The organism is Vibrio sp. JCM 18905 (genome assembly GCF_055393305.1).
Genome location: NZ_AP043878.1, coordinates 354,383 through 376,505, shown reverse-complemented (window position 1 = coordinate 376,505; position 22,123 = coordinate 354,383). Strand labels below are relative to the sequence as shown.

General features: G+C 42.9%; 26 protein-coding genes and 2 riboswitches. Of the genes, 5 read left to right on the top strand and 21 right to left on the bottom strand.

Going from position 1 to position 22,123, the window contains the following annotated elements; genetic code table 11:
• Positions 1-198 precede the first annotated feature (198 nt).
• Positions 199-1,377, top strand: a complete 1,179-nt coding sequence (locus tag ACZ5ZC_RS01515) for a serine hydrolase (protein ID WP_054866966.1) — start codon at positions 199-201, stop codon at positions 1,375-1,377.
• A gap of 214 nt (positions 1,378-1,591) precedes the next feature.
• Complete coding sequence (locus ACZ5ZC_RS01510; RefSeq protein ID WP_006741205.1) at positions 1,592-1,999, top strand: SPOR domain-containing protein; 408 nt, start codon at positions 1,592-1,594, stop codon at positions 1,997-1,999.
• A 50-nt stretch (positions 2,000-2,049) separates the two neighbouring features.
• Here ACZ5ZC_RS01510 and ACZ5ZC_RS01505 read toward each other — a convergent pair whose 3' ends face one another.
• The 5 genes from ACZ5ZC_RS01505 to cspE form a co-directional block, all read right to left on the bottom strand.
• Entirely contained in the window at positions 2,050-2,523 is a 474-nt protein-coding gene (locus ACZ5ZC_RS01505; protein WP_005396331.1) for a peroxiredoxin, read from the bottom strand.
• 129 nt (positions 2,524-2,652) lie between these two features.
• Positions 2,653-3,666: an adenosine deaminase gene (locus ACZ5ZC_RS01500; RefSeq protein ID WP_464931685.1), complete on the bottom strand. Its 1,014-nt coding sequence runs from the start codon at positions 3,664-3,666 to the stop codon at positions 2,653-2,655.
• A gap of 89 nt (positions 3,667-3,755) precedes the next feature.
• Positions 3,756-3,855, bottom strand: a riboswitch (purine riboswitch).
• A 249-nt stretch (positions 3,856-4,104) separates the two neighbouring features.
• Positions 4,105-4,245, bottom strand: a complete 141-nt coding sequence (locus ACZ5ZC_RS01495) for a PA3496 family putative envelope integrity protein (protein ID WP_005396335.1) — start codon at positions 4,243-4,245, stop codon at positions 4,105-4,107.
• 50 nt (positions 4,246-4,295) lie between these two features.
• A complete protein-coding gene (locus ACZ5ZC_RS01490) occupies positions 4,296-4,505 on the bottom strand; it encodes a hypothetical protein (RefSeq protein ID WP_053807947.1) in 210 nt (69 codons plus the stop codon).
• 241 nt (positions 4,506-4,746) lie between these two features.
• The gene (cspE, locus tag ACZ5ZC_RS01485; protein WP_005396336.1) at positions 4,747-4,956 is read right to left on the bottom strand and encodes a transcription antiterminator/RNA stability regulator CspE; all 210 of its coding nucleotides are present in this window, start codon (positions 4,954-4,956) and stop codon (positions 4,747-4,749) included.
• A 391-nt stretch (positions 4,957-5,347) separates the two neighbouring features.
• Here cspE and ACZ5ZC_RS01480 point away from each other — a divergent pair, with 391 nt between their 5' ends.
• Complete coding sequence (locus ACZ5ZC_RS01480; RefSeq protein WP_464931684.1) at positions 5,348-6,196, top strand: pirin family protein; 849 nt, start codon at positions 5,348-5,350, stop codon at positions 6,194-6,196.
• Between the two features lie 143 nt (positions 6,197-6,339).
• Here the strand turns inward: ACZ5ZC_RS01480 and ACZ5ZC_RS01475 are convergent, their stop codons facing one another.
• The 10 genes from ACZ5ZC_RS01475 to ACZ5ZC_RS01430 all read right to left on the bottom strand — a co-directional run bounded on the left by ACZ5ZC_RS01475 (position 6,340) and on the right by ACZ5ZC_RS01430 (position 15,458).
• Positions 6,340-7,188: a patatin-like phospholipase family protein gene (locus ACZ5ZC_RS01475; RefSeq protein ID WP_464931683.1), complete on the bottom strand. Its 849-nt coding sequence runs from the start codon at positions 7,186-7,188 to the stop codon at positions 6,340-6,342.
• 387 nt (positions 7,189-7,575) lie between these two features.
• The gene (locus ACZ5ZC_RS01470; RefSeq protein ID WP_006741201.1) at positions 7,576-7,914 is read right to left on the bottom strand and encodes a hypothetical protein; all 339 of its coding nucleotides are present in this window, start codon (positions 7,912-7,914) and stop codon (positions 7,576-7,578) included.
• Between the two features lie 632 nt (positions 7,915-8,546).
• Positions 8,547-8,978, bottom strand: coding sequence for a YccF domain-containing protein (locus tag ACZ5ZC_RS01465; RefSeq protein ID WP_005373685.1), 432 nt, complete (start codon positions 8,976-8,978; stop codon positions 8,547-8,549).
• Positions 8,979-9,194: 216 nt separating this feature from the next.
• Positions 9,195-10,127 carry a Gfo/Idh/MocA family protein gene (locus ACZ5ZC_RS01460; RefSeq protein ID WP_054866971.1) on the bottom strand — a complete coding sequence of 311 codons (933 nt, stop codon included), beginning with the start codon at positions 10,125-10,127 and terminating at the stop codon, positions 9,195-9,197.
• A 123-nt stretch (positions 10,128-10,250) separates the two neighbouring features.
• Positions 10,251-11,906, bottom strand: a complete 1,656-nt coding sequence (locus ACZ5ZC_RS01455; protein WP_464931682.1) for a phosphoethanolamine transferase — start codon at positions 11,904-11,906, stop codon at positions 10,251-10,253.
• Positions 11,907-11,928: 22 nt separating this feature from the next.
• Positions 11,929-12,285: a diacylglycerol kinase gene (locus tag ACZ5ZC_RS01450; protein WP_012842368.1), complete on the bottom strand. Its 357-nt coding sequence runs from the start codon at positions 12,283-12,285 to the stop codon at positions 11,929-11,931.
• Positions 12,286-12,428: 143 nt separating this feature from the next.
• On the bottom strand, positions 12,429-12,821 hold the full coding sequence (locus ACZ5ZC_RS01445) for a glycine zipper family protein (protein WP_464931681.1): 393 nt from the start codon (positions 12,819-12,821) through the stop codon (positions 12,429-12,431).
• A gap of 117 nt (positions 12,822-12,938) precedes the next feature.
• Positions 12,939-14,234, bottom strand: a complete 1,296-nt coding sequence (locus ACZ5ZC_RS01440; protein ID WP_048624808.1) for an ATP-binding protein — start codon at positions 14,232-14,234, stop codon at positions 12,939-12,941.
• Positions 14,234-14,947 (bottom strand): response regulator, encoded by a 714-nt coding sequence (locus ACZ5ZC_RS01435; protein ID WP_005396348.1) that lies wholly within the window; start codon positions 14,945-14,947, stop codon positions 14,234-14,236. The genes ACZ5ZC_RS01440 and ACZ5ZC_RS01435 overlap by 1 nt, the downstream gene beginning before the upstream one ends.
• A gap of 214 nt (positions 14,948-15,161) precedes the next feature.
• On the bottom strand, positions 15,162-15,458 hold the full coding sequence (locus ACZ5ZC_RS01430; RefSeq protein ID WP_005396349.1) for an isoamylase early set domain-containing protein: 297 nt from the start codon (positions 15,456-15,458) through the stop codon (positions 15,162-15,164).
• Positions 15,459-15,742: 284 nt separating this feature from the next.
• On the opposite strand from ACZ5ZC_RS01430, the gene ACZ5ZC_RS01425 reads away from it, so the two are divergent.
• Positions 15,743-16,123, top strand: coding sequence for a hypothetical protein (locus ACZ5ZC_RS01425; protein WP_464931680.1), 381 nt, complete (start codon positions 15,743-15,745; stop codon positions 16,121-16,123).
• 82 nt (positions 16,124-16,205) lie between these two features.
• On the top strand, positions 16,206-16,805 hold the full coding sequence (locus ACZ5ZC_RS01420; protein ID WP_005373667.1) for a thiol:disulfide interchange protein DsbA/DsbL: 600 nt from the start codon (positions 16,206-16,208) through the stop codon (positions 16,803-16,805).
• A gap of 70 nt (positions 16,806-16,875) precedes the next feature.
• On the opposite strand, the gene ACZ5ZC_RS01415 is transcribed toward ACZ5ZC_RS01420, so the two are convergent.
• The 6 genes from ACZ5ZC_RS01415 to ACZ5ZC_RS01390 form a co-directional block, all read right to left on the bottom strand.
• A complete protein-coding gene (locus ACZ5ZC_RS01415) occupies positions 16,876-17,121 on the bottom strand; it encodes a hypothetical protein (protein WP_005373664.1) in 246 nt (81 codons plus the stop codon).
• 152 nt (positions 17,122-17,273) lie between these two features.
• On the bottom strand, positions 17,274-17,717 hold the full coding sequence (locus ACZ5ZC_RS01410) for a DUF3429 domain-containing protein (protein WP_464931679.1): 444 nt from the start codon (positions 17,715-17,717) through the stop codon (positions 17,274-17,276).
• Between the two features lie 10 nt (positions 17,718-17,727).
• Positions 17,728-18,228: a glutathione peroxidase gene (locus ACZ5ZC_RS01405; RefSeq protein ID WP_373273873.1), complete on the bottom strand. Its 501-nt coding sequence runs from the start codon at positions 18,226-18,228 to the stop codon at positions 17,728-17,730.
• A gap of 149 nt (positions 18,229-18,377) precedes the next feature.
• Complete coding sequence (ribB, locus tag ACZ5ZC_RS01400; protein WP_006741191.1) at positions 18,378-19,034, bottom strand: 3,4-dihydroxy-2-butanone-4-phosphate synthase; 657 nt, start codon at positions 19,032-19,034, stop codon at positions 18,378-18,380.
• 113 nt (positions 19,035-19,147) lie between these two features.
• Positions 19,148-19,288, bottom strand: a riboswitch (FMN riboswitch).
• A gap of 104 nt (positions 19,289-19,392) precedes the next feature.
• Entirely contained in the window at positions 19,393-20,010 is a 618-nt protein-coding gene (locus ACZ5ZC_RS01395) for a lipase family protein (RefSeq protein ID WP_054866975.1), read from the bottom strand.
• Between the two features lie 117 nt (positions 20,011-20,127).
• Positions 20,128-21,981 (bottom strand): MFS transporter, encoded by a 1,854-nt coding sequence (locus ACZ5ZC_RS01390; RefSeq protein ID WP_464931678.1) that lies wholly within the window; start codon positions 21,979-21,981, stop codon positions 20,128-20,130.
• Between the last annotated feature and the right edge of the window lie 142 nt (positions 21,982-22,123).

Below are 22,123 nucleotides of genomic sequence, written 5' to 3'. Positions count from 1 at the left end.
TCTCATCTTTCTAGACGAAAGCTCTACCTACCTCTCATTATTCTCGACAAACATTGAGTAAAAGTAACTAATCGTAACAAGGTGGCTGTAACTGAGCGCCGTTTCAATATACTCGCTCTTTACCTAGGTAACCCTGCGCTTTGAATTCATTCGGGTACCGTTTGTAAGCCTTAAATGCTACTAAGATAAGATGTCATGATGAGAAAAAGTACTATATTAAACACAGTGTTAATTACAGGGTTCGCTGCTGTATCTTCGTTGGCTTATGCAGCACCAACGGTTGTGCCAAATGCACCGGAACTCAGTTCTCGTGGCTATGTTTTGATGGACTTTCACACTGGGAAAGTGCTGGTTGAACGTGATGCACATAAACGGCTAAATCCTGCGAGCTTAACGAAGTTAATGACGGCTTATGTGGCTGGTCAAGAAATTAACGCAGGTAATATTACTTTGGATGATGAGGTCGTCATTAGCCGAAATGCTTGGGCAAAAAACTTCCCAGATTCCTCAAAGATGTTTATTGAAGTCAATACTTCCGTTTCTTTATCTGACTTATACCGTGGCCTGGTTGTTCAATCAGGTAATGATGCTAGTGTGGCCATTGCTGAACATGTCGCAGGTAGTGAGTCAGGGTTTGTAAGCTTGATGAATAGTTGGGCTGCTAAGCTTGAATTAAATAACACGGCTTTCACCAACCCTCATGGTCTAGACAGTGACGGTTTATATTCAACACCTTATGACATTGCCAAGTTGGGTCAAGCTATTATTCGTGACTTACCTGATATCTACCCACTGTATAGCGAAACCTCGTTTACCTACAACGGCATTACGCAATATAACCGCAATGGTTTGCTTCGTGATCGCAGTATGAATGTCGATGGTATGAAAACTGGTTATACAAGCGGTGCTGGTTACAGTCTAGCGACTTCAGCGACTTCAGCGACTCAAGGTGACATGCGTTTAATTGCTGTTGTGATGGGAGCAAAAAGTGAGAATATCCGTGAATCCGAAAGCAAACAACTGCTAAGTTATGGCTTCCGCTTTTACGATACGGTAATGCCAACCGAGGCAGGAACGGAAGTTGCGAACGCTCGAGTTTGGATGGGCGAACAAGATGAGCTTAAAGTAGGCGTGGCCAATGACGTTTATCTCACTTTACCAAAAGGGGATGTGAACAAGCTACAAGCTGAAGTTGAATATAATGGCGATTTGGTAGCGCCAATTTCTCAACAACAAGTGGTTGGTAAAGTGCTTTACAAAGTCGAAGGTAAAGTTGTGAATGAAGCCGAACTTGTTGCGTTGGAATCAGTGGAAGAAGGCAGCTTATTCAAGCGAATTTTAGACTGGTTTAAGCAATTGGTCGCGAGTTGGCTCTAAAAAACAGCTAACTTCTGCCATTATCACTCTATCTTGTTATTGTTCTATTAAATCAATTTACTAAGGCGGCCAACGTGGTCGCCTTACTTTTTTGGAATACTCGTTGCGCTAAAACATCGAACCTTCTCGTATGGGTCTATTTTCGCCTAATTAGAAGCGTTTTTGTGTTTTTGAGTGCGAGAGAAAAGAAACTAGAACAAAAATGGAGTGACACGTGCACAAGATTTTATCTTTGACATTGATTTTATCGCTCATGGGCTGCGCTATGCCTTACCAGCAGCAGGTCGATAGTGGCCAATGTGTTGGAGTAATGACCTCTCAGGATGCGTATGGTTATTTAAACCCAAACCATTACACGATGCAGGTACTCGCGCTAAAGCAAGAAAAAGATGTGAAAGATTACATTCGTTATATCGATCCTAAGCATCCGGTTTGGGTTAACTGGAAAAACAGCCGAGGCACGCGTTGGTATACGGTAACTGTTGGCGATTTTAAAACGAAACAGGATGCCTACAATGCGCTTTCTTCACTGCCGAGCCGCGTAAAGCAATCATCCCCATTTGTGCTGACTTTTGCGGAAATGCAGCGTAAGCAACAAACGAGTGTTGTGAGAATGCGTTAGCCAACAAAAAACGGAAGCGATGGCTTCCGTTTTTGTATCTAAGGGTAAGCTTAAAGCGCCGCTAAAATCGTTTCTGCTTTGCTTGCTTCAAACTCTTTTGGTTCTTCAACGTTAAGTTTGGTCACAATGCCGTTTTCAATGATCATGGCGTAGCGTTGTGAGCGAATACCACCAAAGCCGCCGGTATCCATTTCAAGACCCAATGCTTTAGTAAAGCTTGCGTCGCCATCACCCAACATCAGGATTTCTGAAGCGTTTTGAGCTTCGCCCCAAGCTTGCATCACAAATGCATCGTTTACAGAAACACACGCAATTAAATCAACACCTTTTGCCTTCAACTCGTCGGCTAATACCACATAGCCTGGTAGGTGAGCTTCCGAGCACGTTGGGGTGAATGCGCCAGGTACAGCGAAGAGTACGACTTTCTTGTTTGCAAACAGCTCAGTAACGTCGTGGTTAACCATACCATCGGCAGTCAATTCGCTTAGAGTCGCAACTGGTAGAGCTTGGCCTTGTTGAATCATGATTTTATTCCTTTTTGTGTGCTAGTTTAGCTTTCTCAGTCTAGCGCTTATAAATGCGGTTAACCACAGAGCTTTTGTAAGGTTTTAACACCTAAGTGTTTGACCCAAGATGTAGCACTGATGGCTTTATTACAACGCTTCATGCTGACTTACGTATTGACTAACGAGATGGTGATACTTCGCTTTCAACTCATTATCGATGAAGCTAGCATCAATCGCATTCATTGTGAATTGAGCTAGTTCATTCTTACTCATTGGGTGTGCGTTGTTGACGGCTAAAAAGTTATCTGTCATGTAACCACCAAAGTATACCGGATCGTCCGAATTAATCGTCACAGCGACACCTTTGCGCAGTAGCTCGACAATATTGTGATCGTTCATATCGTCAAATACACACAATTTAAGGTTCGATAATGGACATACCGTCAGTGGCATTTTGCTTTCAATTAACGACTCGACTAATGCTTCATCCTCAACACAGCGAACACCATGATCCACGCGGCTGACGTGAAGCATTTCAATTGCATCGGTAATGTTTTGTGCGGGGCCTTCTTCACCTGCGTGAGCAACAGTCAGTAAGCCTGCTTCTACCGCTTGTTTAAATACTCGTTTGAACTTAGCTGGTGGATGGCCTTGTTCTGAAGAATCTAGACCGACACCAATGATCTTATCACGGTGTTTCAGAACGGATTGCAGAGTCTCCATGGCGCTTTCTTCTGAAAGGTGACGGAGAAAACACGCAATGATTTGTGAAGTAATGCCGAGCTTCTCGTGCCCATCTTGTAGTGCGCGGGCGATCCCGTGGATAACGGTGTCAAAGTCAATTCCGCGCTCTGTATGCGTTTGTGGGTCAAAAAAGATTTCGGTATGAATAACGTTATCCGCTTTACAGTGCAGTAAGTATTCCCAAGTGAGATCGTAAAAGTCTTGCTCTGTACGCAAAACATCCGCCCCTTGGTAATAAAGGTCAAGGAATGACTGTAAGTCTTCGAACTGATACGCGCTGCGTAGTTCACTCGGAGAAGAGTAAGGAATGTCGATGCCGTTTCGTTGTGCTAACTTGAAGAGAAGTTCTGGCTCAAGTGAACCTTCGATATGTAAGTGCAGCTCTACTTTTGGAAGACCTTGAATAAATGCGTTCATATTCCACCTTATGTGTATTGTGGATGCAGTTACTCTAAGAATAGGTATAGATAAGAATAAATCGAACGCTATCACAAAGAGTAAGACCCACGATGATCTCAACTCTTCGTAATCAGCACTTTGCGGGAACTGGTAGAGACCCCCAAACCATATCATTGGGGTTATACGAAGCAAACGAGGCGATTATACGCAAAATTCTCAATTTGGCTATACGCAAATAACCTAGTTGTCAGTAGTCGAAGGATTTTTCTAAGAAAAGTAACTGGCAACCGTATAAGTCACTTGGGTATAGAGGAGCAAATTGGTTTTTGAGCGTGAACGAGGCTTATCGTGTTGTTATAGGCGAGGAAAAGAGTGAGGCTTCGTTTGAGCAAAGGTAGGTGGCGGTACCTTGCACAACGATGGAGCAGAGAGAGAATTGAAAGAGTCAAGGATAGCTTATAGATCAAATAACTTGTCAAATTCTCTTTGTTCCATAATGTCTTCTATACGGCGTCGCGTTTTTTGTTTTACCGCCGCCGCGTTTTGCTCCGACTCTTTCTTGTCTTTTTCTGCTTGCTTCTTACTTTTTCTAGCCATTGGATACCTTCCAAATTAGTTGCATCATTCATTAATGCATGAAAACTGAATTAGTTAACAGTAAAACTTCCTAACTTTGAACCTGAATCACAGAGAATAGTTCCAGATTGCGTTTTCTCACAATATTCAAAATCGATCATGTAGCTATGAGAATGAAGCTTAGGTAATACGTGCCTTCGTAAAATATCACCATTTAATTGATGTATTTTAGCGTTCCAAGAGGTGTGAGGTTGTTCTAGATTAAATTCAATTTCTAACATTTATTCTCCTGTTTCTTAGTGATTTTGTCTTTGTTAAGTAATTGATACCAATGCCTTTGACGGCCTGTTCTTTTTGAGGACATGATTTTTCCTATAAATAATAAATTAAGCAGTACTATCCTATTTATTTTAGGTAGCACAAAGCAATGCCTGATATTAGGCTGAGTGATTAAAGTGAGAATATTTTTTGAAGGAGAGAGATTTGGTGCAGCATGGGCATGCTACACCAAGAAAAGCAGTCTTATAGAGGAGTTACTTCAGTCGCTTGAGGACCTTTTTTACCTTGCTCTACGTTGAAGCTTACTTTCTGACCTTCAGTCAGTGTTTTGAAACCGTCAGAAACGATAGCGTTGAAGTGTACGAATACATCTTGACCACCGTTGTCTTGAGATAGGAAGCCAAAGCCTTTAGTTTCGTTAAACCATTTTACTGAGCCGTTTACTTTAGACATAAAAATACCTTTGAATTAAACATTAAAATTTGAATTTGTTTTGTGGATCTTTTCTAAGCTATTGAATGTTCAATCAAGAGGAAGTTGTACGCAGGTGTCTGAATTGGGGGATTCAAGATTTTACTGAGAGGAAACTTAAACTAAATGTTGCATTAACAGCTCTCTTCTAAGAGCCAAGGCCTACTATACACCTTGTTTAGGAAATAGCTACACTTATTTTTAAATATATGTCGACAGCTTGGATAAGTGGGCTGTTCGAAAAATTTGAATAAGTAGCTCAAATAGCAAGGCTCATGATTATTTTTCTTCAATCTAAAATAGAACCATATCGATAGCCATGGCTGAACATGCGGTTTGCAAGCGGCCACAAAGGTAAACGAGGAGAAATAGTATGAGCACATTCAGAGAAATTCGTCAGCTTATTCAATCACAACCCACTGCTGATGGTGACGGAGTGAAAATTCGTCGAGTAGCAGGGTTTAATCATGCGAGTTTTTCTCCATTTTTGATGATGGATGAACTTAAGTCTGACGACCGTGCTGACTATATTGGTGGCTTTCCTCCTCATCCGCATCGCGGCATCGAGACGCTTACTTATATGTTGAAAGGTCATTTCCAGCATCGTGACCACATGGATAATGTTGGTGAGCTTCGTTCTGGTGGCGCTCAATGGATGGCGGCAGGAAGAGGCGTCATTCATAGTGAGATGCCTATTATGCAGGAAGGTGAATTGCATGGTTTCCAAATTTGGATAAACCAGCCTGCGAAAAATAAGATGTCACCGGCTCAATATCATGACTTTCAACCTGAAACGATAACGGAATTCGAAACTCAAAGCTCGGGCGTTGTGCGCTTGATTGCTGGTCATCTAACTATAAACAACGAACGTATTCAGGGGCCTTTAACAGAAACAGGTGTTGCTGCCACGGTGGCCGATTGGAGAGCGATGGTTGGTCACGCTTTGAATTTGACCACGGAGCAAGACCACAACATGATGATTTACGTTTATAAAGGACGTATTCAGGTAAAAGATCGTGAAATCAATCAAGGCGAAATGGCGATTCTATCGAAAGGTGAATGGGTTGAATTACAAGCCGAAAAGGAGAGTGGTGCTCTGATTTTTATTGGCGAACCAATCAATGAACCAGTGGTTCACTATGGCCCTTTTGTAATGAATAGCATGGAAGAAATAGAACAAGCAATCCAAGACTACAATTCAGGATTGTTTGAAAGCTACTAGCATCAACATCCTAACTCCCTTTTCTGTGAGTAGCGTAGTTATCAACAGTTTTGAGCCTGACCATTGGGCTCGACCAGAAGCAAATACGATAATCCACTGCCATCGAATTTGCGTTAGCCACGTCTAATCCACGTGGCTTTTTTCTACTTCTGATTCCATCGCATGATGGCTTCTTTTCCTGCTTCAATACCTAACTCATAAGCTTGGCGCAATGGTACTGGCGAGCGACTCAATCGTTTTAATTTAAATGATTCGGGAGGACACACTTGGATGATTTCGACTCCCAATGGTGGATTGTCGATCAGTGCTAAAGTTTGATTGTAGCGAACTTCACGCGTCAACATCGGCTCAATTAATCCTGGCGTTTCTTTCAACATCCGTTTGGTTAGTGCGCTGAACTTTCCTTTCGGCTTTTGATAGCTGGAGGGTTGACTGCGTAAAACCATAATCTTTTTGGCTCCTCGCTTTATTGCTTCTGCGACAGGAAGTGCATCAGAAACCCCACCATCAACGTATCGGGTACCGTTCAGTAAGACACCATTTCGGTAAAGTACGGGAAGTGCGCTGCTGGCTTTCATTGTTTCTGCGAGCTCGTCGACATTAGGAGTATGGTACTCGGCTTGGCCATTGTCTTGACGTGTTACGCCTAAAAAGAAAGGTCTCGAATCCGCTTTTAGTGCGGACTTGTCGATGCCAAGCTCTTCGAGAGTGACGTTCCACATCCAATCTAAGTTCATCATATCGCCGCCACGTAGAATCTGAGATGGTGAGATGAATTCTTTCCTTAAACTGTAATCGAGATAGATTTTTAAGTTGCGCCCGGGCATTTTAGCTAAATACGCCGCCAAGTTACTTGCGCCCGCCGATACGCCCCAAAAGCTATCAAATGGAGAGAAATCGTTAGCGAGAAAATGATCGAGTATGCCGCAAGAAAATACACCTCGCATTGCACCACCTTCGACAATCAACGCACGCTCTCCTACTTGTTCCATCACTGTGTTCCATTCTTTACCTATTGGATGAATAGAATGCAGCTTAACGCATAACGGTTTTATACCCAAGTGGCCTTAAGTGCTAGGGCATCTCCTTAAGTAAAAGAAAAGGGCATCGATGGATGCCCTTTTTATATTAAGCCTAGGGAGTTACAGGTTATTGAGCAGCTCATTTAGTGAAAGAGCACTGAATAAATATGTCACTCCCACACAGAAAGCGGCGCCTGTGATTCCGATACTGATCGTTGTTGTAATTAAAAGAAGTGTCATCTTAGACATACAAGATCAAACTCCTTTTTTATATTTAAGTAGGGCGTTGTGCGTCTGGTTATCGTTTTGAATCATGATGCAAGCGCCCTAAGTTTATTGTTCTAATAAAAGTGATGATCACTTGTCAAAAAAGCAGATAAATAGCACCCAAACTGTCGTTAATGCGAGCAGCGGAGTGAATACTTTCTGTATAGAGGCGCCATCGGTTAGGTTGTAGATTTTGATGGATTCGTTATAGAACGCCCGCTTGAACGCCTTAAAAGAAATATCATTTTTCACATGAGATTGTTCATAGTGTAGGTGTGCTGCGTCTGATAGTTGGTATTCTAAGTCTTGGAGTTCGTACTCTTTGTTAAGAAATGCCTCCCAAGCCGAAAGACGGGCTATCGTTTTTGGAGATTGATTACCCTTTAACTTCTCTAGACGTTTGGCATAAGCAGCTTGATATTTATCCACGGTGTATTCCTGTCTGAATAGACGTTGAGTTAGAACATTTGTAAAAAGAAAAACGAGCAAAAAAGGGGCTTTACGTTCTATGTCTGTGATAAATGCTAAGGAGCTCAATGGTCTATTTCTCTGATGTCGCGAATAATATTGATTGAACTAAAATGCGACAAACAAAATAATTTACTCAAGATAACAACGAATATTTGTTGCCTTTTAAAGAAAAGCGATAGTGATGCGAAGTGGTGGCTTTGATCGGGAAGAAACCCGCTTTCGTAACGGCTTACGTTAATTGAGAAAAAGTAAACGCTGGAACTATCGCTGGATTGGTGTGAGTTATTTATCGTCAAAAATCATTAATATCAACTATGCTTATAGTTCGACTTTTCGTAAATGAACTCAATTTAGATGAGCGGAAATAATACTGATTTTTGAGCGTGGGTGAGCTTGGAGGGTTAAGCTAATCCATTGATTAATAAAAAGTAAAGTAGTACAGAGCTAGGGTGAACTTCAACTTAAAGGTGACGGTATGGATATACAATCAACCATTATTGAATATGCGATAGCGATAATAGGCTTACTTTTGACGGGAGTTGCCCTCTGAGCACGATTGCCCAGAGGATAGAAAGTATATTGGCTGTTTGTTAGCGGTTGATATTGTACCGAGCCATTGCAGCTTCTTCTGACGACACAACCGTTTTACCAATTGGTGCGAGTGAAATAACCGCAAGCTTCAGGTGTTGGAGTGCAAACGGAATACCAATGATGGTTACAAAACACGCTGCGGCGGAAAGTACGTGACCGATTGCTAACCAAAGACCTGCAAAGACAAACCAAAGGACGTTGCCGATAACGCCTAGAGGGCTCGTACCAATGTCCATTTCATTGGTCAATTCATCGCGTGAAATGGCTTCTTTTCCGAATGGGAAAAAGGAAAAATTACCCATAACGATACACGCACGCCCCCAAGGTATTCCGATGATGCTAATAAAGGCTAAGATACCGAAAAACCACCATAGCAACCCCATAAATACGCCACCAAATACAAACCAAATGATGTTACCGAGTGTTCTCATTCTATTTCCTTTACTCTTGAATATGACGATGCAGGTTCCTGAGGGTATCGTAATGTAAAACTAGAACCACTCCGTTAATAAACGTGATCCGTTCCCTCATTCACTTGCTTGATAGAATAGCCGCATAAGTATTAACAGAGAATGAATGACTCCCTGAAGCTACGTTTGTTTTAGTATAGAGCGTAATACTCGATTAAGCATAAGCCAAGAATTAAGCTACCTAGAGGTAACTTTCTCGATATATTGACAAATTTGCTCTGCTAACTGATGGCTAGCAATGTTGCGTTTCACTACTTCACTAGCGATTTTTCCAGATTCAACGACGCTAAACCAGTCGAGCAACATCGCATGGAAACCTTTGCTCGTCAGCATTGGCGTCCAATCTTTCAAATTGATTTTTTGCTCTTGGTTCGCTTGCCATCGTTTCCCTTCAACGAAAGAGTCGAACTCCACTGATTTGTTAGCATAACAAGCTTGAACGCGTTCCATAGTCATACCGAAGTGACGATTCATCGAAGCGTGGAGTAAAGTATCTCCGTGTTGCCACTGAATATCTAAACGCGCCAATTGGTCACCTTCAAGCTGATGCGTTATGTAAGCCTCTTTTAAATCGGTCTTGGCTGTCACGTTAATACTGTCTAATGGATGAATAAAATCATCAAATATAAAGGTACGAATATCGCCTGGTAGTTGGTGGCGGTTCTTTTCCCAGCGTAGCGATTTTAGGTCAGAAATATTGCCTTGCTGTACCTCTGGCATGTGTTGGTTGTAAAGCGGAATATGACGTCGGTTGAAGCCCACATAAAGTGGTTGTTTTTCTTTTTCGGCAATATCGTACAGTTTTTCCACGTCATCAGCGTTGTCCGCTAATGGTTTGTCGACAAAGGTTGGGATTCCATTCTGCAAAAAGAATGCTGCGATTTGAGGATGTACGCTTGTTGCCGCATGAATCATGACAGCATCTACGCCAAAGTGCAGAAGCTGCTGGTAGTCTTGACAGGTCTCTGAGATTCGATATTGCTTAGCCAGACTCTCAAGTGCATTTGCGTTGCGGGTACAAAATACAAGTTCGATATTTGGAAGCTGAGTGATAACGGGAAGGTATGCTTTCTGAGCAATATCTCCTAAACCAATAATACCAATTTTCATCCTAGTCCTTATTTCGATGTATGGATGGCAGGTTGTAGTATAACGCTTGGCAAGCTGATGAGTTTAAATGCCTTGTTAGAAAAGAGCCTGACTCACATTTTGAGTCAGGGTTTGTTGGTCCACTTAGGAAGTCGTGCGGCAGTCTTTGAATATATCTAACTTGCCGTTGTAGGCTTGGGTTTGTACATCCATAATGCCTAATAAAGAGTGGAACACGTTATCATGTGAGTACTGGCTTGCCTTTTGCGCTTCATTCGACAAACAGTCGGTGTTGATTTGTTTCACTTGCTTAAAGCCGGAAGATAGCCACATGAGCAAAGGAACACGTTTTTGGAAGTCTGGTGCAAGGCCGTAAGGCATGCCATGTAAGAACAATCCGTTTTCGCCTAATGATTCACCATGATCCGATACGTAGATGAGAGCGGTATTATATTGAGACTCTAATGCTTTGAGTTTGTTGATGGTTTCTGCCAACACAAGATCAGTGTAGCGTATCGTATTGTCGTATGTATTCACGATTTGTTCGACGCTACAGTTTTCTATATCTGCACGTGGGCAGTCTGGTTTGAAAAACGCTTTGTCTCTAGGATAACGCTGGAAGTAGGTAGGACCATGGCTTCCTATAAGGTGCATGGCGACAACGCGATTGCCGTGCATATCCGCAACTTCTTGATCAAAGTGATCTAACAGCGCCATATCGTAACAGGTTTGACCGTTACACAGAGGACTTGCTTGCTTTCGGTTCACTTCAATTTTCTTGATCTTGTGGGCGACTTCTTTGTCTCCACCATCATTTTCTTTCCAGATGAGGTCAACTCCAGCGCGCTGCATGATGTCGAGAGCATTATCTTGGTTATCTGCTTTGGTCCGTTCAAACTCGCTTCGCGTGAGCTGAGAAAACATGCAAGGCACAGATACTGCAGTTGCAGTGCCACAAGACGCAACCTCTTGAAATGAAATTACATCCAGCTTACTGGTGTAAGGGTTTGTCTCTCGCTTATAGCCATTGAGTTGGTAGTTCTGTGTTCGAGCGGTTTCTCCGACAACAAACACCAGTAGTGTCGGCTTGTTCTGTGCTTGCTTTACTGCGCTATCTGACTGCTTTGCATCGATTCCAATCTCGCGATACGGCTCTGGCGTGGTGAAGTATTTCTCCTTTACATACCCAGTCGCGCTGTAAACGAATTGAGTGGGAATAATGATTTTTTTCAGATAGCTGTTATTGCGACCGACAGATGCATAGTCTTGGTAGTAAACACTGGCAATAACAGCAATTACTGCAAGAGATGACAACATCGATACCAACTTCGTGAGAGAAAAATATAGCAATTGGTGGCGCTGAGATTGCAACTTGACCTTATAGACAATCATCGCAGGGACGCCCCCCATAAGTAGCGTCCAGATTACAGAATAAGCACTCAGGTAAGAGCTTGCCTCGCTCGAATCGGTTTCAGCAATATTAGCAATCATTCCAGAATCGAAAAGTGTGCCATAGTTGTAACTTGCGTAGCTAACCATACTCGAAATTATGAGCAAAGTAATAAAGAATGGCTTTCCAACCCAAGGCCAACTAAATAAGTTAAAAAGGAAATTGAGCGCGGCAAGAAAGAAAATGGGTATCGTAATAATAAAGCCAATTTTGACATTATCTAGGCTTGAAAAAATACCATTCAGCTCTTTGTAAATAGGAATGTTTACAACCAGCGCGAAATAGAATGCCAACAAGAAAGTAAAGGTAACGTACGAGATACCTTTCTGTTGCAAATTATGTGTCTTCATAAGTAAATGTCTTGAATCAAAATCAGAGCAAGAACGAAGCCCAAACAAAAAGGGCAAGAGTGAGCGCAACAAATACTGCAGCCGAGCCGATATCTTTGGCTCTACCACTGAGCTCGTGCCAGTCATCGCTAACACGGTCGACAACCGCTTCTACGGCAGAATTAATAAGTTCGACGATCAGGACCAATAACAGGCTACTGATCATCAGTACTCTTTCAAATGTGGTGACTGGAAGGAAAAAAGCACAGACGGAAAGCACTAAGGCTAGAATCAATTCTTGTCTGAAGGCGGCTTCGTATTTCCATGCGGCTTTCAATCCCTGAAATGAATAGCCGGTCGCATCCATGACACGGCGTAGACCTGTTTTTCCTGGCTTCAAAATATGACCTTACTACAGCTTAATAATTTAGATTGTGCATCTATCCAAACGATGAGATGAGACTAATCGTTCTTGCGTGAAACATTTGTGAATGGCATTCATCACACAACCATATAGGGTTTGAATAAGAAAAAAGAGTTGAATTAATCAAGGTCGTAGACGGTATAGCCTTTATTCTGAAGGCATTTTCGCAGTACGAGAGATTGTGTCTTGGTGGAGTCATTGCTTCCACTCAACGCTCCGGCCCCTGCCCCTACAGCACCGCCTGCAGCGGCACCTACAGCAGCCCCACCTATCCCGCTTTCTAGCGCTCCAGCTGCTGCCCCAATTAGTGCACCTGTAACTGCGCCATTAGCAGCTTCAGATTTTGCAGCTTCCGTTTTGTCTACGTTGTCCGCATACCCTTGGCAATAAAGAAAATCTTGTTCATATTTAGCAGGATCAACATTAGTCATGTCGACAACAGGCTTTTGATTATAAGTACAAGCGCTAAGAGTAGAGGCAAGCGTCATAACCAGAATAAAAGGTGTGTACATGAGTATTATCCATTTGTTCTGTGAATTTATGGATTAAATGTACACTGTTTTATTGTTGGGCTCTGTCGCTGGAGTGTATTGAAGTGTCGTCTTCTGTAAAGGAGGAAAGACGTTAACTTAACTGTCTGATTTTGGAAGACGAAGTGTGAAGCAAGCACCACCAAGTGGGCTATGAGAAATCGAAACCTCACCATGTTGAAGTTCCATTATCTGCCTGACGATCGCTAAACCGAGCCCAAATCCACTCGTGTTTTTGTTTCGGGACTCATCCGCGCTATAAAATGCTTCAAAAAGGTGAGGCCAATGCTGCTCTTCTATACCTATACCATCATCATGTACATGGATTAAACAGCTTTGCTGATCACTTTTTATCTCAACCATAATTTGAGTATTTGCGTATCGCATTGCATTGCGTAGCAGATTATCCAAGGCACGTTTTAGCAGTTTTGGATCAGCGAATGCGCGCGCGTTTTCAGAGTTTGTTTCATTGAGTGAGATTGATAATTTGGTCTCTTTTTGCCATCTCTGTTTTAACTCATTAACTAACTTGGCGAGCGCTACGTTTTCTGTTTGCAACGCCGTATCTGGGCGTTCCATTTTGGCGTAATAAAGCAACTCTTCAACCATGTCTTCCATCTCGTCAATGTCCTCGACGATACTACGTACATGCTTTTTCTGTTGCTCGGTTAATGTAGAGTCCGATAACAAGTCAGCTTGCCACTGTAAACGAAAAATAGGAGTGCGTAATTCATGCGCAACTGCATTGGTCAGCATTTTATTGCTAGTGATCAGGCGAGAAACTTTGTCAGCCATCGTATTAAAGCTTTTGTTCAGCGTTCCAACGGACTTGGCACTTGAGGTGCTTGCTCGTGCTTTGAAGTTGCCTGAAGCAAACTCTACTGTGACTCTTTCTAACTCACGAATTCGACGACTCAAAAACCAGATCAGCAGTATGCAATACAGAGCAAATCCGGCTAAAAAGAATAACCATACAATGTTGTCATCAAAGTTAATCGCCTGAATAACTGAGCTATCCGGATCATCGATCATTTTGAAAATAGGGGTGTCCGCATCTAGGCGGAACCATATATCCCTTTCTTCGTCGTAAGCAACGTTAACAGAGGTGTCACTTTCAAATGCTTTTCTGATGTCCTCTGGAAGTTCTTCGAGCGTGTGAGGAATCAACAAGCGATGGCTGGACGTGGCAAATTGCTCAAGCTGTTGTTGAGTGTATTCTAGTCCGTGCTCTTCGTAGATAGGATAGATAAGATCGTGGAAAGCTTGACCTTCTTGCTCTTGTAGCAGGTAATCGTAATCTGTGTTGATCTCATAGACTAAGAATTCGTAACCCCACAAACTCACCATAAATAGAATGATAAGACCGACAAAGCTTTCCAGATAAATCCGTCTCATTATTCATTCCATGCATCAGGCATAAATAGGTAGCCTTTGCCGCGAACCGTGATGATTTTTTGTGGAGAGCAAGAGGCATCACCTAATTTTTTTCTCAATGTCACAATACGGTTGTCAATGGTGCGATCTGTACCGTCGTACTCAATACCACGTAGTGTTTTCGTTAACCACTCACGTGAGAGTGTTTTTTCTGCGTGTGTTGCGAGAACCCATAATAAATCGAATTCACCGTCAGTCAGCGCAATTTCTTCCTGGTTCATGACGCATGATTTACGTAATCGGTTTAAACACAGTACTCCAATTTGTAGACCGTTTTCGGACTCGGTAGAGGCTGCCTCTTTTCTTCTCAATAGCATGCGAATGCGTGCCAGCAGCACGCGAGGTTTGATTGGCTTGGTAACAAAGTCATCGGCGCCAATTTCTAATGCGGCGACGTGATCGAAGTCGTCATCACTCGCTGTCAGCATCAAAACTTTGCCTTTGTAGCACTCACGGATTTGACGACATACGCTCAGGCCGTCTTGTCCAGGTAGCATCAAATCTAACAAAACCACGTCTGGCTGTGTGTCAATAATCGCTTCGGGTGCGTCTGTCCCGTTGTCGATACATTTGACCTGGAAACCTTGTTCAACAAAATACTCTCCCAGCATAGCTTGTAATTTGGGATCGTCTTCCACGATGATTAAAGATGGTTTGACTTGTTGTGCGTTCATTTGAGTGATGTATACAATATTTAATATCACTGGAACTTAAACAAATTTACGAATTATTTCAAATAAAGCTTTCTCAGAATAAGGTTATCGGATGAGTTGATTCGATAAATACCCCAAGTAATGATTCAAACTTAATCATTAATCACATTTTGAAAAGTCTAAAAAAGGCGCAACTGTTGCGCCTTAATATGGAATATTAGGGTGAACTTACGTTTTATTCAGTGGTGCACACGACGCTGTTGTCGCTGCCAAAAGCATTGGGAACATAAGCGTCGGCTTGAGGATCGTTTTCCCACTTTGCATCATTGAGCAAGTAGCGGAACTGAACATTCTGCTCTTTAGGTAAGCGCGTTTTAAATTTAAATTGACGGCTTTTCTTCACTAATTTCATCGGTTCTGGCTGCCAGTTGTTAAAATCCCCAGCAATATGGATGGAGTCCCACTGGTCTTTATCTAGCTCGAACGTGACTTCAACTTCATCTTTTGTCTTAAAGAATCTTTTTTTAAGCATTGATCTTTCCTTGTTCGTACAAAAACTGTTCTAACTATTACTCGTGTTTCATAACGATTTCAAGTTTTATCGAATTGTCGCTGGTATCAGGTGAAGAACTATCTAAATGATGAATAGCTTAATCGCTATGAGTTCTTGTGAGAGGGGAGCGGTATTGAGAAGCCTCAAGGATATGGAACCGTTAACGTACCAAGTTTTTAGGCGAGGCGGAACTCAGAGTCCGTATCTTGAAGTCAAACCGTTATCATGTATTATCTTAAATCACCATTTTTGTTGATGTAGCTATGTTGAAGTTTAACCGTACATTGTTGACCGCGATAGTTTGTTTAGCCGCTATGCTTTTGAGCAGTGTCGCTCCTATGGCGAAGGCTTCAGCCCCGGTGAAAACAATTGAAGTACGCGATATTATTGTTCAGCAAGCTGTTCTGCACAAACAACTTGGCGTCAATGACGACTGCGTAGAATCACATCACGATGAGTCAACTATCAATAAGGTGCAACAGTCTCACACGAGTTGTAGCTCTTCCTGCATGGTCAAAATTCCCACCAACTTATCTCAAAACGACTTACTGCTTCTTCCTTACAGCCTTGCATTGATTGATAGGCCTCTAGTCGAAAAAGTAGTGACAGTGATCACCAAGCTTTATCGCCCTCCGATTGTTTAATTTCCCATCTCAAATTACTTGGGGTCCCCCCTTTTTACCAAATGAAATGATTTGGCATTTGAATGCCACGAGGAAATAAACAATGAAAAAACTACTTGCCTTATGTAGTGCACTTTTACTGACTTTTACCGCTCATGCAGCGCAATTTGAAGAAGGGAAGCACTACAAAGTTCTGGATGTTAAGAAAGCATCGAAACCTGTTGTGACGGAATTCTTTTCTTTTTATTGCCCACATTGCTACAAGTTTGAGTCGCTTATTGAGCGTTTAAAACCTGCTCTGCCAAAAGAGGCAAAGTTTGAAAAGGTACATGTGGGGTTCATGGGCGGAGATATGGCGATTCCGATGGCCAAGTCCTACGCGACGATGGTGTCGCTCGGGGTTGAAGATACAATGATTCCTGCCATGTTTGCCCAAATTCATCAAAAGCGACAAGCGCCAAAAGATGAAGCTGAGCTGAAACAGCTCTTCGTCGATAATGGCGTAGAAGGTAAGAAGTTTGATGCGGCTTACAATAGCTTTGCCGTAAACTCAATGCAGAAAGGCTTTGACAAGCAATTTTCAGCCAGCACGTTAAGAGGGGTTCCAGGTGTGGTTGTGAACAATAAATACATTGTTTTGGCTAACGAGATTCGTACTTACGACGAGTACAATCAATTGGTTAATTACTTATTGACGCTGTAACTATAAATAGCATTGATGCTTTAAAATGGCGACGATAGAGTCGCCATTTTTTATGCATATCACTTTCGCATTATCTAAGAACGCTTGTACATGCTTGAGTCGGAACACTAGTCATAAATATGGCATGCGGATAAAACAAGCTAGCAGCAGTGATTGCAACATTACATGGCTGAGCAATCGTAGTTTTAATCACATTGGTAAGCACGGCTCCTGTATTATTTACTGTTTGAGCGGCGGCTTGTTGTGCCTGGTAAGACACGCAACCTGTCGTTGCATTGATCATCGCAGTGCTAAACAAAAGTTTGCGAAAAAACATATTCATATCCTTTGTGAATGCTTTGAATTACTTATATGTGGATTGATTCATAAATGAAACAAAACAGTGTTCAAAATATGTGTGCATTCACGAAATGAACATTGTTTTATAAAAAGACGTTTTTTTGTGATCTTAGCACTGGACAGACCAGGTTATGAAACTAAAGCCAATCCGTGCATTACGATTACGCCGAAGGTCAGTTTGTTCCTCATTCCTTGATATCCCTTGGGCTCGGCGTCTTGTTCGACTTTCCTCACGAGTTTTTCTGCATACCAAACAGCAAGATACCCAATTGCTAAGAGTAGGGTAGCGACCGCGTAATGTTTGTGACCCTGCAGTAATGCGCCCCAAGCAAGTAAGACAAAAAGGTTGCTGAGAATTAATATATTTCTGCTAAGGCGGTGGTAGTAATGCTCAATGCCGTTACCCCAAAGGATGCCGGATAAAAAACTTAATATAACGGCGCTGTATGCGGTGAAAAATTGCTGGCCACTTAAATTGAACAGTGAGATGTCAGTGAAAATCAGCCCTAAACTAAACACAAATGGAACCAGACCTAAGTAACCGAGTTGTAGCATGGTTGAGCGTGTTGTCATGGTCGTCACCTTACAATTGTTGCTCTATCATATTGGTAAGCGTAGTACTTGTCGGTGATGTGGAGCTTGGAAAAGTGGCAATAACTTTGCCTTCAGAGCTAATTAGAAACTTATAGAAGTTCCATTTTGGTTTGATGCCAGCTTGGTTAGTAATCTCGCTGAATACGGGGTTTGCATCTACGCCTAATACTGAGGAGCGAGCCATCATTGGAAAGGTGACCCCGTAATCGAGATAACAGACTTTCGCAGTGTTTGTTTCGCTTCCTCTATCCTGTCGGAAGTCATTGCTCGGGAAGCCTATAACGGTGAAGTTTTGGTCTTTGTAAGTTTGATAGAGGGTTTCTAACTGTTCGAACTGAGGAGTGAAGCCACACTGGCTTGCTGTATTGACGACTAGTAGTGTCTTTCCCTTAAAGCTTTCGCATAGATCGACTTCTTCTGTTGAGTTTAACAACCTTTGCTTACCTTGAAGAATATCAGGGCACTCAGATGCAAGAGTAAGCGAATTCATGGAGATAAAGCCAACGAGAGCGACGAGTTTCAGTAATCCTTTCATGGTGTTGTTCCCTTTGTTTTCAATAAGTATAACTACTCAAGCGCAAAGAGGATCGATCAAAAAAGCCGCACAAATGCGCGGCTTTTTTCAGAGCTGGGATTTAATTATGCCAGTTTTAATTCGAACTGGTTGCGGTACATCACCATGTCTTCAATCGTCAGCACTGGCATGTTGTGCAGGCGACCAAACGCAACGATCTCTGGTGCTTTTGCCATCGTGCCATCTGGGTTGGTCACTTCACATAGTACGCCAGCGGGTTGAAGCCCTGCCATTTGCATCAGGTCAATCGTACCTTCTGTGTGACCACGGCGAGTCATTACACCACCTGGACGTGCGCGCAGAGGGAATACGTGGCCCGGGCGAGCAAGATCTTCAGGTTTCGCATGCGGGTTTGCCGCCGTTTTAATGGTCGTCACTCGGTCTGCTGCTGAAACTCCCGTTGTTACACCAACTTTCGCTTCAATAGAAACCGTAAATGCGGTTTGGTTTGCACTGTTGTTGTTTACCACCATTGGAGGCAGTTCCAGTTTGTCTGCTTGAGCATCTGTTAAGCACAAACAAACGATGCCGCTACATTCGCGGATCATCAATGCCATTTGCTCGTTAGTGAGGTGCTCGACTGAATAAATAATATCGCCTTCGTTTTCGCGATCTTCATCATCAAGAAGTAGTACGCCACGACCTTCTTTTAAAGCGATAAGTGCGTTTTCAACGCGAGTAATTGGGTCGCCGAATTCGGCAAGTAGTGATGACTGATTCATGGTTAACTCCTAAATTTCACCAGAATCAGGGCGGTATGAGAGATCGTCGTAAAATACGATCAAAAAGAAGTGCACCAGCACTCTTAGCAATCTGACTCGCTATGCTGGTGTATTCTTATTCTCTTTCATCCGGACTATAACCGTCGGCTCTGGCATCTCACCAGATCTGCTGACCTCGACGAATCGAGCGCTCGCGGGCTCACTTGAAAAAGTATACCGCCGGTGGGGAATTTCGCCCCGCCCTGAGAACAATTAAAAATGTGCCACTTCATCCAAGTTGTGAGGAAGTGGAGCTAGGATAGTACTGCGAACTGAATAGCTTGGAAAGTCGATTCCATCTGTATGATGGAAAAGTGTGCTATCGACGGAAATAATCTGTGCGAATAAAGTGATCAATCTGCTGTGGCACGAAGGTGTTGTAAATCAGGCTCGTATGCGTTTGCTTCACTTCGATATGATCTTGCATACCGTCCAGTCTTGTCTCTTCTACGGTAACCGTACCGTCCGACATGGTGTTGTCATTACGGATCAACAATGGGCGAGCGCCAATCGGCATCGTTCCTGCGATACTGCCGAGTTTTTGAGGGAAATCCCAAGCGTCATCATGTCTGTTTAATCCGTGGTGTGGCGAATTGCCTAAAATTGCACCCAATCCGAGATCTTGAATCCGACCTACTATGGACGCGCCTTTAAGAGGCGAACCGATAGCGACAACATGAGAGACTAAGCTGGTGCTCGGTTGTCTGTTGGCGAGATAGCGCTTAATCATCAAGCCTCCCAAGCTGTGCCCCACGAGCACGTTTGCGGTCAGTGGGTTAAGCGAATGGTCAATAGAATCAAACAGTGAAGACTCATCGATAGCAACAGTGTTATAGCTGAGTACTTGCGTTTCGTATCCGAGCTTTCGCAGCTTTTGGCTAAGAGGCTGCATGACCAGCCCATGCATATAAAGACCATGTAAGATGATGATTTTCATAATACCTCCTAGATTTATGACGTTGTAGATATCCTACTCTAATTAACAAAGAACTACTTGTGCTTTGTGGTGCATATTTACGTTTTGCTGAAAAGTTTGATCGGTATAGCAAGCGTATTAGCCCAGTAAATCCTGTACTTGTTGTTGCAATTGATGACGATTTAAAGAAGCTGGGCTTAACACTTCACCAATAACAACGTCCACTTTTGACCAAAAACGAGTCGGTCGTTTTGTGAGAGCATGTCCGCCTTTGTGGCTGAAAAAAGAACCCCAAAGCCCCTTTAACGCCATAGGGATGACAGGAACAGGATTACGTTCAAGGATTTTTTCCACACCAGGGCGAAACTCATCCAATTCACCGTTAGACGTTAAACGACCCTCAGGGAAGATACAGACAACCTCACCGTCGTTAAGCGCTTGTTCAATCTGTTCAAATGCTCGACGGTAAGTGTCGGCACACTTACGTGGAGAACAGATCGGGATAACACCGGCATGACGGAAAACATATTTAAGAACAGGCAGCTCGCTGATGGACTTGTCCATCACAAAACGAACCGGGCGAGTAGAGGTTCCCATCAAAATCAACGCATCGACATAGCTAACATGGTTAGCCACGATTAACGCAGCACCTTGTTCAGGAATATGTTGGCGCCCCTGTACTGACACACGATACATACAATGGCTGAGTAAATAACTGATAAAGCGTTGTGTAAATTCCGGTACTTGACGATAGACATAGATTGCCACGAAGAAGTTACCTATTGCCATCATGGCAAACAGTTCCACAATAGAAAGCTCTAGTGCGCTGAGTACAACGATCGAAACCAAAGCAGACACCACCATAAACAACGCATTCATGATGTTGTTAGCAGCAATGGCACGTGCACATTCCCCTTTGTTTGAACGAGATTGGATGAACGCATAAAGAGGAACAATAAAGACACCGCCGCTTACACCAACAAGGAACAGGTCAATCATGACGCGCAGATGTTTGGATTCAGCAACGAAGCTTTGCACATCATAAAAGTGAATCGGAAGTGATGGATAACTAGGGACGGCCCATAGCAAGTCGACGCCAAAGACTGTCAGACCAAGGATACCGAATGGCAAAATACCAAGCTCAACGTGGTTGAAAGAGAGCTTTTCACACAACCAAGAGCCTGTAGCGATACCAATGGAAAACAATGCCAACAGTAAAGAAACGACAGTACTGTCTGCAAACAAATGTTCACGCGCAAAGTTAGGGAATTGAGTCAGGTAAGTCGCACCCATGAACCAAAACCAACTGATGGCTAGAATAGACACCCAAATGCCTCTCTGTTTTTTTGCCACTTTTAACGTGTTCTTTAAACCAGAAATTGGTTCAAACTTCGCTTTGTCAGTCGATTGGCTAGGCATCGTTGGAATATTCACACTGCTCATAAAACCAAGCAAAGACAAGGCAATCACGATACAAGAAGCAATCAAGGTACCATTAGGAATGGCTAGCAGGAGGCCTGCGCTAAGCGTACCTATGAGAATCGAAAGGAACGTGCCCATTTCAACCCAAGCATTTCCTTTAACAAGCTCATTTGGTTTGAGCGCTTGTGGTAGCAAGGCGTATTTCACGGGACCAAAATAGGCCGATTGAGTGCCTGTCATAAACAGCAGAACCAGCATCAGCATGGCACTTTGGGTGGCAATAGCGGTTGCTGCGCAAGACATGATAGCCAGCTCGATGAGCTTTAGACGTCGGATTAATTTGGCTTTGTCCATGCTGTCAGCGACGGCACCAGCATGCGCAGAGAATAGAAAGAAAGGTAGGATGAATAAGCCTGCCGCCAAATTAACAAATAGATTAACGGATATTGGTAAGTTATCAATTTGGCTGTATGTCACCATCAATAACAGAACGTTTTTGTAGATGTTGTCATTGAGTGCGCCAAGGCACTGCGTCACAAAGTAAGGAAAAAAGCGTTTTGAGAAAAACATGCTGGCTCCGATTAAACAAAGTCGAATGAGATGAGAGCACTTTATGCTCAATGAACGATTAAACCAGCTTTCTCTGTCAAGTGACGTTGCATGCCACCAAAAGTAACGAAATTCGTTACTTTCATCTCCATTTGTTTATTGA

Coding starts and splice junctions, on each gene's coding strand:
- ACZ5ZC_RS01515 (WP_054866966.1), top strand. CDS start 199: ATGAGAAAAAGTACTATATTAAACACAGTGTTAATTACAGGGTTCGCT.
- ACZ5ZC_RS01505 (WP_005396331.1), bottom strand. CDS start 2,523: ATGATTCAACAAGGCCAAGCTCTACCAGTTGCGACTCTAAGCGAATTG.
- ACZ5ZC_RS01500 (WP_464931685.1), bottom strand. CDS start 3,666: ATGAACGCATTTATTCAAGGTCTTCCAAAAGTAGAGCTGCACTTACAT.
- ACZ5ZC_RS01495 (WP_005396335.1), bottom strand. CDS start 4,245: ATGGCTAGAAAAAGTAAGAAGCAAGCAGAAAAAGACAAGAAAGAGTCG.
- ACZ5ZC_RS01490 (WP_053807947.1), bottom strand. CDS start 4,505: ATGTTAGAAATTGAATTTAATCTAGAACAACCTCACACCTCTTGGAAC.
- cspE (WP_005396336.1), bottom strand. CDS start 4,956: ATGTCTAAAGTAAACGGCTCAGTAAAATGGTTTAACGAAACTAAAGGC.
- ACZ5ZC_RS01480 (WP_464931684.1), top strand. CDS start 5,348: ATGAGCACATTCAGAGAAATTCGTCAGCTTATTCAATCACAACCCACT.
- ACZ5ZC_RS01475 (WP_464931683.1), bottom strand. CDS start 7,188: ATGGAACAAGTAGGAGAGCGTGCGTTGATTGTCGAAGGTGGTGCAATG.
- ACZ5ZC_RS01465 (WP_005373685.1), bottom strand. CDS start 8,978: ATGAGAACACTCGGTAACATCATTTGGTTTGTATTTGGTGGCGTATTT.
- ACZ5ZC_RS01460 (WP_054866971.1), bottom strand. CDS start 10,127: ATGAAAATTGGTATTATTGGTTTAGGAGATATTGCTCAGAAAGCATAC.
- ACZ5ZC_RS01455 (WP_464931682.1), bottom strand. CDS start 11,906: ATGAAGACACATAATTTGCAACAGAAAGGTATCTCGTACGTTACCTTT.
- ACZ5ZC_RS01445 (WP_464931681.1), bottom strand. CDS start 12,821: ATGTACACACCTTTTATTCTGGTTATGACGCTTGCCTCTACTCTTAGC.
- ACZ5ZC_RS01440 (WP_048624808.1), bottom strand. CDS start 14,234: ATGAGACGGATTTATCTGGAAAGCTTTGTCGGTCTTATCATTCTATTT.
- ACZ5ZC_RS01435 (WP_005396348.1), bottom strand. CDS start 14,947: ATGAACGCACAACAAGTCAAACCATCTTTAATCATCGTGGAAGACGAT.
- ACZ5ZC_RS01430 (WP_005396349.1), bottom strand. CDS start 15,458: ATGCTTAAAAAAAGATTCTTTAAGACAAAAGATGAAGTTGAAGTCACG.
- ACZ5ZC_RS01425 (WP_464931680.1), top strand. CDS start 15,743: ATGTTGAAGTTTAACCGTACATTGTTGACCGCGATAGTTTGTTTAGCC.
- ACZ5ZC_RS01420 (WP_005373667.1), top strand. CDS start 16,206: ATGAAAAAACTACTTGCCTTATGTAGTGCACTTTTACTGACTTTTACC.
- ACZ5ZC_RS01415 (WP_005373664.1), bottom strand. CDS start 17,121: ATGTTTTTTCGCAAACTTTTGTTTAGCACTGCGATGATCAATGCAACG.
- ACZ5ZC_RS01410 (WP_464931679.1), bottom strand. CDS start 17,717: ATGACAACACGCTCAACCATGCTACAACTCGGTTACTTAGGTCTGGTT.
- ACZ5ZC_RS01405 (WP_373273873.1), bottom strand. CDS start 18,228: ATGAATTCGCTTACTCTTGCATCTGAGTGCCCTGATATTCTTCAAGGT.
- ribB (WP_006741191.1), bottom strand. CDS start 19,034: ATGAATCAGTCATCACTACTTGCCGAATTCGGCGACCCAATTACTCGC.
- ACZ5ZC_RS01395 (WP_054866975.1), bottom strand. CDS start 20,010: ATGAAAATCATCATCTTACATGGTCTTTATATGCATGGGCTGGTCATG.
- ACZ5ZC_RS01390 (WP_464931678.1), bottom strand. CDS start 21,981: ATGTTTTTCTCAAAACGCTTTTTTCCTTACTTTGTGACGCAGTGCCTT.